Annotated in this window: 5 protein-coding genes; all 5 read right to left on the bottom strand. The window is 47.1% G+C overall.

Annotated elements, in window-relative coordinates; genetic code table 11:
- Positions 1-186: 186 nt before the first annotated feature.
- The 5 genes from B5F77_RS14655 to B5F77_RS14635 all read right to left on the bottom strand — a co-directional run bounded on the left by B5F77_RS14655 (position 187) and on the right by B5F77_RS14635 (position 14,766).
- Complete coding sequence (locus B5F77_RS14655) at positions 187-3,483, bottom strand: DUF6383 domain-containing protein (RefSeq protein ID WP_087332093.1); 3,297 nt, start codon at positions 3,481-3,483, stop codon at positions 187-189.
- A gap of 680 nt (positions 3,484-4,163) precedes the next feature.
- The gene (locus B5F77_RS14650) at positions 4,164-5,507 is read right to left on the bottom strand and encodes a leucine-rich repeat domain-containing protein (RefSeq protein ID WP_087332091.1); all 1,344 of its coding nucleotides are present in this window, start codon (positions 5,505-5,507) and stop codon (positions 4,164-4,166) included.
- A 195-nt stretch (positions 5,508-5,702) separates the two neighbouring features.
- Positions 5,703-8,411 carry a sugar-binding domain-containing protein gene (locus B5F77_RS14645; protein ID WP_239446384.1) on the bottom strand — a complete coding sequence of 903 codons (2,709 nt, stop codon included), beginning with the start codon at positions 8,409-8,411 and terminating at the stop codon, positions 5,703-5,705.
- Between the two features lie 227 nt (positions 8,412-8,638).
- The gene (locus tag B5F77_RS14640) at positions 8,639-11,428 is read right to left on the bottom strand and encodes a beta-galactosidase (protein WP_087332087.1); all 2,790 of its coding nucleotides are present in this window, start codon (positions 11,426-11,428) and stop codon (positions 8,639-8,641) included.
- 14 nt (positions 11,429-11,442) lie between these two features.
- A complete protein-coding gene (locus tag B5F77_RS14635) occupies positions 11,443-14,766 on the bottom strand; it encodes a DUF5107 domain-containing protein (RefSeq protein WP_087332085.1) in 3,324 nt (1,107 codons plus the stop codon).
- Positions 14,767-15,113 lie beyond the last annotated feature (347 nt).

Below are 15,113 nucleotides of genomic sequence, written 5' to 3'. Positions count from 1 at the left end.
AATACTAACGTATTTCTTTGGCTGCGGCGACTCTCGCGAGGGGCACTGAGCAGCTTATTAACTATTTATTAACAACTTAAATTTATAATGTTATGAACTTTAGTTCAATTGACAATTGACAAGGGACAATTGACAATTAAATGTCTCAGCTTAGATAATTGTCAATTGTCAATTCTCCATTGTCAATTATTTAACGACTACCTTGAACGATTCGCCGTCTACCGATACCACTGCGATACCAGCCGGAACGACGATCGTCTCGTTGTCTGAGTTGATAGTTTCATTAGCAACTACCTTACCCAAGATAGTAGCAATCACCACGTTCTTGCCTTCCGCACCCTTGATGGTTACGGCACCGTCAGTTGCAGTTACGCTCACTGCGCTTTCTGCGGAGATGGATTCGTTGGCGGTCGGAGCTTCCGTAGTGGTGTTATCAACTAAGAATACGTGAGCATCTTCGTAATCGTTCGTTACTACCGGCACGTTGTTCTGATATTTCAACCAACCACGAGTCTTTCCATCGTAAGTTGTTTCGATCTTCACGCCTTCACGCTCTTCGTCTACATAGCGGAACGAGAATGTGCAAACCTTTTCGTTGTTGTTATTCAGGTTAATCTTCGTTTTCGCAGCTGTTGTGTTCAGAATCAACGCATCACCTGTGTGGATACCGTCGATGAAGGCCAAGCGATAGTAATAGTTATCGTTCAACTCTTCGTGGATGTACGGATTCGTTTTCACGGAACCTTTCCAAGCCGCAGCAGAATCCACCATATTTACCAAGAAGCGACCATAAGTTGTATCCGGGTGAATCATGTGTACCGGGATTTCGGGTGAATCTTCGTGGTTATCCCATTCTGCATCTACATGCTTAGCACCTACAGCCAATAGGTACTGAGGACGATCTGTGTTATTGCGTACATAAGCCGTATCTACAAAGATAGCTGCCTTCATATCTTCTACGTCGGCTACGTGCTCCATATTCAAGAAGTTCGTACCGTTCTCGTTGTGCTCATAGAGGAAGAAGTTCGGCTGACGTTGCAACAAAATCTTAACGGTGTCGAGGCCGGCGTTAAACTTCATGTATTCTACCTTGTTGGTCGGTTCAATCGTGACGCGGTCGTTATCGTTGTAGTTGTAGATATCAGCCATATCCGTCAAGAAGCCATCCTTCTGCGTACCTGCGTAGAGCTTGTGTGCTTGACCGTTGGCTTTGTCGCTTCTCTTGATGGTCTTTGTACCTTTTTCGTTCCATACTGTCAACGCATTATCACCGAAGTTCACTTCGAAGATATTGTCAAATGTAGCATTCTCGTTGTTCCAATTCTTCTGGATTGCATGATTATGTGTTGCATCATTAATGCATTTATCATAATCAATTGCGTAATCACGCACCAAGATGTAAGAACCATCTTCGCGAGCCTTTACTACGAATGCGTATTTAGCGCCTTCTTGGTCGAAGTTCTCATGTCCGTTGCCTGTATAGCTTTCGTCAGAGAGTTGGAACTTCTTAGTCTTTGTGTTATACATCAAATACTTCTCCGAGAAGTTTTCATACAATGCATAGTGGAAGAACTGCAACGTATCTACGTCTACATAGAGTTCGCCATCCTTATCTACATTCATGAATGAAGTATAGTGCTGCAATGTATCCGGAGCTGCGATGCCGTCGTGATCTTCGAAATCATGGCTCATCTGCTTTACACGGAACTCAATCGCTTCGTCGATATCTTGCGTCAAGATCACATTGTCGTCGGCATCCTTGCCTACATAAGCCGTACCGAAAGTAGTTTCAAACGACAAATACTTGCCATTGTTCTGCTCTTCGTCCATGTCGTAGATAACGTAACCCTTTTCTGTCCAGCCCAGTTCTGCATCTTTAGCTTCTGTAATGTAGATGGTATATTCGTCGTCCGTATCGAAGCGGCTGTTGTAGAGGGCATACTTGTTGCCACCCAAGCTGCGGATAGTCCAGTTGTTTGTTGACAAGAAAGCCTGTTCGCCCGATTCACGGTTCACGAAGCAATTGCCTGCATCGTCGAGCAACCATTGTCCTTCCGGATTGCTCTTGTCTACTTCTTCAGCCGGAGCGAACAATTGTGCGTAATTGTAATCCTCTGACTTTGAATAGTCGATGTCTCCATCTGCCTTTGGAGACAACACATTGCCTTCCTCATCCGTAATGTTCCAAACCTTACCTGCGAACTTGCTCCAGTCTACAATGTTTGAAGCACCGAACTTAATGTAAGGAGCTAAAGCACCCATCTGAGCCGTATTATAATCGTCCGTCTTTACCCGAGCTAATTTATTGTTCGCTTTCGTATAGTCGATTGTAGTCAACACATCACTACCCAACACAGAAGAGATGAACAAACGCAGACCTTCTTCGTTGTTTTTTGCGGGAGTTGTACTTGTATTCAATCCTTTACGACCAATAGAACCTATGTTCTTTACTTCCGGCAAAGAGATAATCAAAGAGTCTTTGTCATTGAAGTCATACGTGCGGAACACAGTAAACTTTGCATTGCTCTTATCTGTCAAATTCTTGAATGCATGTTCACTAATTGTGGTGAAGTTATATCCACGATAGAATGCTTCTTTGTCGCCCTTCAAGGTAGAGGTTGCCGTTCCCAAATACTCATCGTCCAAAACGATGTAACGGCCATCGCTTGTGCGGAAGTAGTATTCTGTATCTGAAGATGTTGCAATGTCATCCTCATCCGATACATTCACACCTACAGCCGTCAACTTACCACCAAAAGCTTCAGCCCAAGTCAGGTTCTTATAAGCCTCACCATTCGAAGAGAAGTTCAACTCGAAACCACCGTTCAATTGTGCGTTCAATTCCTTAGCAGGAAGAGCTTCTTCGGCAATGTTTTTAATTTTCCAACTAAGAGGATAGTTGTCTGTTCCCAGCTTCTTTCCTGCTATAGCTTCTGTATTAGTATCAATATTTGTACCTTGCCCAAGACAATAAACATCAGTATTATCACCTGGTGTAGGATAATATGCTAATGTCAAGTTGTCATTAGTTCCTCTTCTCACATAGAAGCGGCTAACTTTATTAGCTTCAGTAGTATTTTTATCGGCCAATCCATGTGTGCTCTTATCCAGTGTCAAAGTATATCCTTCGGCATTCGTAATTTCAACAAGAGCTAAGCAGTAGCTATCAGGATAAGTTTCACCAGCTGTTAATGGAATTACTTTCAATGTCCAATAAGAAGATTCATCCAACAAGCCAGAAGCTCTTTTAGCCATAACTAACGTAGGATTTGCTCCTTCAGTCATTGTCAGATAATAGCCAGTCGTTCCTGTTGTCCAATCTCCAGTACCTGCACGAAAATTCAAGACATTCAACTGCCAATACTTTCCTGCATTGTCTAATGCACCCAGCGTGTTAGACCAATCTACTCCTGCTTGATGCGCTGCAAATACAGATCCGCTAAGCAACAGACCCGCACAAAGCGTAAGTACTTTTTTGTTCATAAGATTTAAAATTTTAATTATACAAAAATGTTTGATTAATAAGTTCTTGATTAAATCTTACGAAGGTTAGTACAACGCACCCGGCTTTGATTACGGACATAAAGAAAGCGCGGGCTTACGTTGTCTATTATTTATTCGAAGGCTCTGGTAAGCCTGCACTCTAATAATAGAAAACAGCCCGCGCCTATACGATTATACTTCCAGTTCCCCCGCAATGATACATATACTAAATGATATGCACGAATTATAGGAAACCTTCATCTGTCCCGTATGTAGCGCAAGCATTTACTGTCCATTATTCCAGAGTGACAAAAATTTACCAGATTTTCGAATAGGAATAATCTTCGTAAAATGCTTACAATATTTTCATCGATTCCCAAGGGCGAAACGCTCTCCGCTGCGGAATCGATGCAAAGGTAAGGAGGAAAAATGAAATAGCAAGAGTTTTAGCGAAAAACTTTTTGGTTTTTATCCGAAACCGAGGGATTCGAGGACGAAAGTCCGGGGTTTGGAGGATGAAATCCGTTTCTCGCCATCGTCTGCGTATTCGATAAGAAAGGGGTAAACGATTATGCCTATAATCCTTTCCGTTTATAACGAGAATCCTTTTCGATTATAGTTATAATCGCCGGGAATCACGGCGTGAATCCCAGCAACTATCACTATGTTTTGTCGTTTTTTTACTTTACGACAATGGCTTTTGCTTTTTCTCCATTCAAAGAGATGAAGTAAATACCCTTTTGCAAAGTTATTTGTTCGTGGCTATCTACCGTCTGTTCCTTGACCAATACGCCCGAAACTTTAAATACACGTACGGAAACCGGAGCGTTTCCTTTTACCAAGATACCACCTTCCGTACCGATTACTTGGTAATCAGTTTCTAGCAAATCTTCGATGCCTGTCGTACCGCTAATGGCCTCAATATGGGCAATACGTTCCCATAAGTTAGCAGCCTTATAGGCATCAATCGAACCAGCCGGTACATACAACGTACCTTCTTCCTCAAATATATAATTGATGGCATTGTAATCATTGACTATTACCGGTGGAACTTCTGCATAGCAATATACTTTGCTAAGGTTATCGGCTGCATGGAATGCATTGTTCCCGATTTCCTTCAGGTTTTTCCCCAAGGATGCTTCTGTTAAATTTTCACACATCCAGAATGCGGATTCTCCGATAGTTTCCAATGCATCGCCTGTTTCAACCTTTACAATAGGAAGGGAACTGAACGCATATCCGCCAATGTTTTGTATTTGAGGTAAGGAAAGGACCCCGTTTTGGCCATTAAAAGCAGAACATCCGTCGAAAGTATTGGAACCGACTTCTTTTATATTCTCTAAATTGATAGAAACCAAGCTTTCTGCACGAGAAAAGGATTCATCTCCCAGTTCCTCTACGGATGCAGGGAGTTGGATGGAAGTAATTTTCTTGCAATAATCAAATGCAGAATTTTCGATGCGTACGGTCTCATCTGCTACAGACACAGCACCTTCGCGCGCCGGGGGACAAAGTACCAACGTTTGTCCATCTGCCGAATACAAAATGCCGTCTATCAGTGTAAAGGATTGGTTCCCTTCTGTTAATGTAAATGAGCTAAGTATACCTTGAGGATCTCGGAAAGCTTTCGGAGCAATATACTCTAATGCGGCAGGAAGTTCTATCGTGCTGATTGATAATCCGGCTAATGCCATTGAACCAATGCATTTTGTCGTTTGGGGTAATACCAATGAAGTAATTTGTCGAGCCTGCACTAATGCCCTAGCCGGTATGGAGTCTCCAGCGGGCAGGGCTGCGCTCAAATCCAATACTTTCAGGTTCTCTTTTCCCATTTCGGCAAGTGTAGCAAAATCGGCACTATTCATAGGCCCTACGAGTGTCAATTCACTCATGGTAGTTGCTCTGTCGCCTAATGTGCTGGCCAGCGAACCTGCCTCAGTCAGCGTAATTTGTTCTGCAGATAGGCTCTGCATACTACATGCCGCCATTAAAAGTACGGCTACACGATGTAAAGATTTCATCATAAGTCATTTAATTTATGTGTTTATAATAATATAATGGTTTTTGCTAAATTGGATAACAAAAATAAAAAAACGGTAGCGTATGTTCGCCACCGTTTCTTTTCTTATTCTCTCAAATTGTCCGAATGATTATCTCAAAAATGACTCTCAAATATTCATACGGATTTTTTACTCATTGATAAATAGATAAATGAAGCCTTATTTATTCAAAAGCAATTCGATGGCCGCATTCGTCGCATTTTGTTCTTTCGATTTTTCTGTATCATCGAACAGTTTGTCTAACGCGTAGACAGGCAATGTGGCCGATGGACAGAACTGGTCTGATGCCACATATTGCTGAACGGAACGGAGTAATTGCCGGGTAGCGGGTCGTTTCTCCATATCTTGGGCGATATCGACGCAAAGGACAAACAATTTGCCTTTCCCTACATTTGCCTCGAATGCAATGCCGAGCTTTCGGTTCACCTCATACGTGTCAATACTTTGGATAACCGGCGTAAGGTGACGGAAGTCGGTCAGGTCGAGTGCGACGGCCTGGTTCAAGATGTCCCACCATTGCCAGTCCGCATAATAAGATGTAGGAAATTGGGTAAACGCCGGATGCTGGTGGTCGATGAGTGTCCCGACAATCATCGGTTCCCAGTTGAACATGATTGGATTCCAGAAATGGCCAGCGAAGTGCGTCTTTCGTCCGTTTGCCGGTTTCTTGTCTGGAATTAACAACACATGTTTGCCTTGCGCCAAGAGAGGACGAGCTTCTTCCCAAGAATGGACATACGTCATTTCTTCGTGAGCTGCTTTCTGGATTGGATAAATCCAGATATCCCATTCGTTTCGAATACCATTCGCGATTTGTACCTGGAGTGTGTATTTGCCTGCCTTCTCAACTCCTTGCAATGGAATGGACACGATGCCGAGCGAATCGACACTACTATATGGAATCAGGTCATGCGATAACGTCCCCGAGCGGAAGGTTTGTCCTTGCTCATCTATCAATTGCCAGGAGAGTTTGCCCTTCTTCAGGTTTTCGGGTCCGTAATGGTAAATGCCTAATTGGGCGGTAAAGGTTTCTTCGTTCGTATAAACTCGTTTCGGTAAACGGGCCAACAGAACAATCGGGGCACATGATTCGCGATACTTTTCTGGTGTGACTAATCCTTTACTTTCCCAGAAAGCATCCAAGATGCCCACGAAAGCACTCCCTTGCCCCGGGAAGTCAGACAATCCCAGTAATTGGAAACCACCCGATGTAGAAGTACGCAGCAATGCCTCGTTCACTTCTTTGTATTGCAGCACGGTATGAGCTCCGGTCGCTCGGAAGAAATCTTGTGCTTGCGAGAGCATGCCGTGTTTTGCCAATCGTTCTTGGAAAGTATAGAAGTTGCGCGGTTCTAACACACCAGTATATTTCTTTATCTCCTCGAAATTGGGATACATGCAGCGTTGCCCGGTCTCGTGTGCAATGACGGGCACATCGATTGCGGAAGTTTTGTTGAGGTCCCAATCCGTCGATGGTTTGCCTTCATAGACCGTAATCCATCCCTTCTCACTTACATGCGAGGTATAAAACTGATCAGCGGCTACGTGCGTACGGGCTGTTGAGGCAGAATAGAGCCGACGGTTATCATAGGTTTGCGCTTTTTTGACTAAATCTTCCAGGACACGGAAATCGCCTTCATTCTCATTCCCATTGCACATCAAGATGAAAGAGGGGTGATTTCCATATTCATCCAGGATGGCATACATCTCCCGTTCGAAGAAATCGCGGCGGGCAGGATATTGACCTACGTCTTTTATCCACATGGGTAATTCCGCTTGCAAGTAGATGCCGACCTCGTCGGCTGCATCAAATGCAGCTTCAGGCGGACACCAGGAATGGAATCGGACATGATTTAATCCGTAAGCTTTGACCGTCTCAAAAATACGTTTCCAGGAGGCAACATTGGTGGCTGGATAACCTGTAAGCGGAAAGACACAGCAGTCTAATGTACCTCGTAGGTGAACATTCCGTCCGTTTACTTGCACGTGGTGTTTCCCTTGTGTCACTTCGCGCATGCCGAATGTTTCTCGGAGGCTTTCTCCTTTCCATACGGCCTCTATTTCATAAAGTGTTGGGGTAAATTCATCCCATGGTTGAAGTCCTTTGGTTGGGAGATTCGCTTCGAAGTTCGTTTCTAACGTATCAACTGAAACGGAATGTGTGCTTTGTGACAGGATTTTCCCGTTTCGCTCGCGTAGAATTAGTTGTAAAGTGCCACTTTCTTTGGCTGTAGCTGGCGCAAAATACACGCGGGTTTGCAATGTTTGTGTTTGTAGATTCGGAAAGAGGCGCAATGTCTGAATGTGTCCGGGAGTACGGGCAATCAATTGCATCTGGCCTACGACGCCATTCCAGTTTGTCTGTGTATATTCTGTTGTCCCGTGGTTCCATTGGTCCATGGGGTATTTCAATCGGTTATCAATGCAGAGCGTCAGCGTATGCATACCGGGTGTCAGTTGACGCGTTACGTCAAATCGGTTGGGAGTAGAGAGATGTTCCTCACTTCCGACCAAGGTTCCGTCCACATAAAGTGTCGTTTCCCAGTGGCAACGCTCTAATGACAGGACGATAGACTTCCCTTCCCAGTCTTCTGGAATCAAAACCTCTCGTTGATACCATGCTTGCCCACAGTATTCAAATTTCCGGCTCAAGCGGTCCACGTGTGCTACTACGTTCTGGATACCTTTCCCGCCTTCATCCGTTGAACCAGGTAGTTGGATCGTCTCTGTTAGTTTACTGAGATAGAGTTCTGAGCCGGGTGTCTTTCCAAATCCCATCGGATCGAGTTGGAAACGCCATAGTCCAGAGAGGTCGATTCGTTCCTCGGCTTGTAAAGGCGAGAAGAACCATCCGGCAAGCCATATCATTAAGATACTTAATCGTTTCATTCTTTTAATGTCTATATTGTTTTTTATAAAGATAAAATAGCCTGTAGTTTCTTCATTAGAGCCGGGAGAAAAAGAGGAAACATCCCATGAAAGTTCTATCTTTAGGCTAAAGATACATATCTGTAGGTTAAAGATACATATCTTCAGTCTGCAGATACATATCTTTAGGTTAGAGATAGACTTTTTCTCCTTACTTCGGCAAGTTTTCAGAAGATGTCGGAGAGATTTACCTCTTGTGTCGGGTTGAAGTCATCGGAGGCCATGTATTCCAACAGGCTCTGGCGGAATTGGGAGGCGGCTGGCCGATTATTCAAGTCTCGCTGCAAGTCTGCACTGCAAACAAGAAGTTTCCCTTTTCCCACACGGGCCTCGTAGAGCATCCCCAGCTTTCGGTTAGTGAACCAGTCGTCAATGATATAAACAATGGGTTCAAAGCCTTTCGGGAAATTATCCAGCACCATGGCATCACACCGGCTCATGAGATCCCACCACTGGTAATCGCTTACCCCTTCATTGGGGAATTGCCGCAAGGCCGGGTGTTCTTTTTCGCAATAGACGCCCAATGTGTGCGGTGCCTGTCCCCGCGTCCAAGCCGTATTCCAGAAGATACTGGAGAAACCGACGGCGATGTCGCCCCCTTTCTCTTCCGGTACGTTCCCGTAATTCAGTAAGAGGACAGAACCTCCCTTCTCTAATTCCGCGCGGGCTTTCGTATCGAGGGTGGTAGTGATGTAAGGAAGCTGCTCGATGGCTTTCTTCTTTGCCGGATATACCCAGATGTGCCATTGGTTACGTATGTCCGTGTCTTTGATGTAGGCAGATACGGTGAGTTGCATGGGCTCTTGGATAGCGGAGAGGTCATAAGTAATGTTGTCAGCAGCTATACCGTTGCCTATCGGGATATCCTTTTCCTTTTCTCCGGAAGCGAGGATTTCCCCATCCGGACGAGAGATTTGCCAACCCACAACGGCCTTTTCCAGGGGGGCTGTGTCGAAGTGTGCAATCTCAAGTGGGGCTTCCAGTTTCTCGTTGTTCAGCCATACCATTTTCGGAAAGCGGGCGAGTGGCACGGTCTTGTTACAGAACGTACGGTATTCTTCCCCGTCTACGTAGCCCTTCGAATCCCAGAATGGATCAAGCACCCCGACCAGGGCAGTACCTTGTCCGGGAAAGTCGTGCAAGTCCAGCAATTGGAAGCCCGCAAAACCGGGTGTGCGCAGGGCGGCTTCAATGTCGGCCTTGTAACAGAGCGTCTGAAGGCGTCCAGAGGCATAGAGGAACTTGTCTGCCAGCGAACTCATGCCCTTTTCAGCCAGGGTCTCTTGGAATATCTCCAGATTCTTTGCCTTGAGTACGCCAGTATATTTATCTATCTCGTGGAAGTTCGGGTAAACGCACCATTGTCCCACTTCATGACTGACGGTGGGCATATCACTACGGATGATGGCCGAGAAGTCATAATTAGTTCGCGGGGATTCGCGGTTGATGATACTGGAAAGTCCGGCGCCCCAGACCTGGATGCGGGGATCCATCGTGCTCCAATAATCTGCATTGGGGATGTGAGGCCATCCAGCAGCACTGGTATACACGCGGCGGTCATCTCGCGCTTTCCAATAGCTTACGAGCTTCTCCAGGTAAGCTGCCTGGTTAGCTCCACTGGGTTCGTTACCATGCGCCATCAGGCAGAAGGAGGGATGGTTTCCGTATTCCTTCAGGATTCGGTCGGACTCTTCCTGAATCCATTGGTCTTGGGGCTGGCCACTGCCGACTTCTGTCCAGGCTCCGCATTCGACTTGCAGGTACATCCCGAGACTATCCGCTACATGAAATGCCACTTCCGGTGGACACCAGGAGTGGAAACGGACGTGATTCAGTCCATACTCCTGGCAGGTGCGATAGATTTTCGCCCAGTAAGATTTCTCCAGGCTGGGGTAGCCTGTCAACGGGAAGATGCCGCATTCCAGGGTTCCGCGCAGGAAGATAGGAGTACCATTCACCTCGAAGCGCGTCCCGTGGGCTTTAAACTCACGCAGACCAAAGTTTGCCTCTTTCCGGTCACGTTCTTGTCCGACTTGCAACTCGGCCGTGAGTCGATAGGTCGTCGGGTTGTATTCTGACCAGAGCTCCGCCTTTTCTCCCAACGCATACGACAGCGTGAGATTCGGGTCAATACTACCCGCGTCGCAGGTATAGGAGACAGGCTCTCCAATGGTTTTCCCGTCGAGTGTGCGGGCTTGCAAGGTCAATGTCACCGGTTCCTGTGAAACGGTTCCTTTCAAGGATACCTTCACCTCGGCTTGCTTGGCATGTATCTGCGGATATATCTGCATATCCTCGATGTATACGGCAGGTTTCGGGGAAAGTTTCAGTTCCCCGATAATACCGTTCCAGTTACTTTGTGTATGGTCAGATACGCTGTGTGCATTCATCCCTACATTTACATAGAGCTGATTATCCACCTTCAGGGTGAAGGTGTGTTCGCCTGGAGTCAGTCCCGACAGTACATAGCGGTGTGGCGTTTGCAGGGCGACTTGTTTCCCTATCCGCTGTCCGTCGACATAAAGGGTTGTCGTCCAGTGTGCGCGCTCCAGTTCCAAGACCACCGGACGTGTTTCCCATCCAGATGGTATGCGCACCTGCTTCTGATACCAGGCAACGCCCACGTAATGCTTGTCCGGGTTCAACCAGAAGGGAACCTTTATGTTCCCTGGCTGGCGATAGGGTTCATATTCCGGTGCCTTGTACCATGCGCTGTCCACAATCTGTCCCGTCCATTTCGTCTGCAGGCCGATATCTTCGCCATATCCTTGTTCCTGCAACGACCCCGGGAGGCGGACCGCTTGGTCAAATCCTGTTTCCGGTACTGTTGTCACGTCGGGCGAAGTCAGTTGCATTTTCCATTCGCCGGATAAATCCAGTTCGTTCAGATTGGATTGTGTACAGGCTCCCAAGCTCCAAGCGAGCCATCCTATAGTAATGTATGTGCTTACTTTCATTGTCTGTTCATTTGTTAGCGATGTGATTCCATGTCTTCTTCCAAGCATTGTAGCATCCGCTGTACGCCGGTATGGTTGATGTCCAGGGCATAGGCTTCTTGCAAATACTGTTTTGCCAGAGACGTACGGCCCAGTCCTGCCTGTCCCAATCCCATCAGGTAAAGGCAGTGCACGCGATTCTTCTTGTCCATATCATCCTCCCAAATTTGGAGGTCGGGCAACGACACTGCAAAGTAGTCCATTTTAAAGACATCAAAGAGATGCCGTTCGCCAAAGTCGATGAGGCGATGGAAGCGAGACTTGGCCATATCCTCCTGTCCCAGCTTCCGGGCAGCCAGTCCTTGATAATAGATTACATCCGGCCGTTGGTCGTTGTAATACATAGCTGCGGTGGGTTCGTAACTGCCAGCCAGGGCCTTTTCATAAGCCTCCTGCCGCTTTGCCTCGTCTCCGAGCGCTTCATAAATGCACCCTTTCCAGTAGTCGAGTTCGTTTTCGCGCGTTCCTTGCAATTTTCCTTCGCCCAAGTGTGCCGGGTAGACGTAACACTCTTCCAGCCAGCGCAGCGCAGAGGTGTAATCTTTTCGTTGCATCGCTTGCTGCATCAAACCAAGCCGGGAGAGTTGATATTGCGCGGGGACCTTCCCCTCGCCACCCTCCCAAGGGTGGAATTTCCGTTGGTCTATCCACTGGCGTGCCTCGTCGTAACGTCCCGTCTGGTTCAACAATGCTGCATATTCCAAATAGAGGTCATCGCGTTGGCAGACGGCCTCGATATGTGTGTGGAGGAACGCAAGGCGTGTCTCGTACGGCACGTTCCGGCGTTTGTAGAGTTGGTCCAACTCCATCAACACGCGTGCGTCGGAGGTATCCAATGCATAAGCGCGTTCTATCAGGGTAACAGCCTCGTCTTTCTTTCCCTTTTTATTGAAGTATGCGAGCGCGAGGTTGCGGAGTACAGTCGGGAACTGGTTGTCCTGTTCCGCGGAGGTCTCCCAAGCTGCGATGGCATTGTCGTATTGCCGCTTGTCATACCAAATATTTCCTAAGAGATACCACGCCTTCGGGGTATGTGCTACGATTTGTGTGGCGTATGTCAAGGCTTCTATGGCCTCCAGCGTATTGGGAAAGAAGGTATCTTGTGGACGTGCCTCGGCTTCGCATATCCACTTCTTGGCTTCCTCTTCCCGGCCTTGTCGTCCTTGGATATAGGCTAAGTAGTAGTGCAGCAGCGTGCTGTCTGTCACCGATAAGCGAAGTGCCCAGGTAGCTACAGCCTCGGCCTCTTCCCAACAGCCATTCGACAGATAATCGGTAACTAACTCTTCATAATTATGTGCCTCCCCGCGCATCTGCGAAGCCAAGTCCTTGAGTTCGTTTTCGTCTCGGGTGAGCAGGAACTTTTCAAAACGACAACCGAAATTAAACGGGTCGACAGTAAGTGAGCTATCTATCCACGAAAGTGCCGCATCTATCTGTCCTAAGTGTCGAAGGATAGTGGCCTTCAGGTGGCGAGCCCGGAGATTGTTTCCATTCCGAAGCAGAGACCGCTCGATTTCGTCGAGTGCGACTTCCCAATCTCCTCGTCCCGCAGAGAGCTGTGCCAACGAAAAATAGCCGGCATCTTGCCACGCCGCGTTCCAGCATGCTTTATAGAAATAGGCATATGCCGCTGATTCCTGCCGCTGGTACTTCAGGCAGAGGCCGAGGTTATAGAGCGGCTCGCCGTCGTAAGGATTCGGATTTCGTTCTGTCCAGGTTTCTACAGCCCGTCGCAGGTATTTTTCGGCTTTCGCATATTGCCCGCGCCGGAGCAACCACAATCCTAAGGCATTGTTATTACGTATGTCGTTAGGATCACGTCGAAGCGCTTCCTGGTAGTAATCTACGGGTGAGTAAGTGGCATGGCGATATTGCTCCAGATGCAGACCGGTCAGATATAGCTGTTCGGTCGTACGTACATCACGCGGGTCGAGAGCTGCTTTTGCAGGTTCTGGTACCGGTTTGATGGTATCTGGTTCGGGACGCCACGAAAGCATGCACTTTCCCGTCTGTCCATTATATATATGTATAGCCATGTCTGTTAACGTATCGGTCGGTACAGTCAGATGGAGTACCTGTTCCGGGGAAATATCCTGAACGGTATCCAACCTATTTTTATCTCCCTGGCGCACCTGAATATGGACACCCTTTTGTGCTGAGGTCGCAAAGAGTAGCAACGTCGATGTTCCCTCTCCGGTCGGTTCGATATTCATCAGCAAGTCGGCTGTGGCATTTTTCACGACTCCCAGTTCCCGATAAGGCATAAAATACTGTGTGAAACGTTTCTCTTCATACGGTTGAAGCCACGTAAAGTCTGGTTGGTTATCCGTGTATACACCGGTCATGAGTTCGATATACGGACCGTCTGCGTCCGTCAGGTTGCGGTCCCAAGCCTTACCGAAATCTCCGCAGCCCCATGTCCACTGCTTCTTACCGGGTGAGACGTGATGGTTAGCTACATGGAGCACGCCCGCTTGCGTATCATTCTCATACCCGCCCACGAAATCATAGTTGGAACGAATGGCCATGTACGAGGTGGGCACGGGGATATTCCGATAGCGTGAGATATCTACCCCGGCAGAATAGTCCATCTTGTAATAGGTACCTGTAGCTACCGGATACCGGGAAACATCGCGTTTGCCATGATCGAATACCGCATTTACATCTCCCGGGAAGACCGATTGGTAGGCATCATTCACCGCTACTGCCGGATTCGCCCACCAAAGGAAGGTCTGCGGGAAGGGAGTAGGGTTGTATACCACGCCTTGAATCTCAAGCACCGCGCGGCCTGGACGTAAGACAAATGCTGCCATGCCTTTCTGGTGGAACATGCGCTCCCGCTCACTCACCCAGACCTTCACGCTGCCATCTTCGGCCTTTTCAATCCGATAATCCACCGGCTGGTAAGTACTGGGACGATGGTGTTGCGGCCAGTTAAACTCGATGCCTCCTGATATCCAAGGTCCAGTCAGTCCGACGAGCGCGGGCTTAATGACATGATTGTAATAAATGAAATGACGCTGTTTCAGTTTGTCGTAGGCCATTTGTACCCGTCCACCCAGTTCTGGCAGAATCATGACTTTCAAGTATTCATTCTCCAAAAACAACGCGCGATACGGGCGCTCCTCACATGTATCAAAGATTTTCTCCACGACAGGATAGGGATAAACCACACCGCTACTCCCTTGATACACGCGTTTCTCAAAAAACATCGGATTCTTATCCGGTTTTCCAATTCCGTAGGTAGGAATCATCACCAATTCTTCCCACACATCTACTTTCTGTTTCGTATTCATTTGCTATAGGATTATTTCTATTATAATTGTGAACATGATCTATTTTATGGGGATATTTCCCTTTTCTATCCGAGACTTTCAGAACGGTTCCGAAAGTCTCCTGTAAATCCAGGGCGTTTTCAGAGCGATTCCGAAAGTTTTTTGTAAATCCAAGAACCGTCTAAACGGTTTAGAAAGTCTCCTGAAAATTCAGGAAGCAATCTAAACGGTTTAGAAAGTCTCCTGAAAATTCAGGGAACAATCTAAACGGTTTAGAAAGTCTCCTGAAAATTCAGGAAGCAATCTAAACGGTTTAGAAAGTCTCCTGAAAATTCAGGAAGCAATCTAAACGGTTTAGAAAGTCTCCT

This window comes from Parabacteroides sp. An277 (assembly GCF_002159645.1).
Classification (GTDB): Bacteria; Bacteroidota; Bacteroidia; order Bacteroidales; family Tannerellaceae; genus Parabacteroides.
The sequence above is the reverse complement of the archived record's forward strand: the minus strand, read 5'-3'. Positions and strand labels throughout refer to the sequence as shown.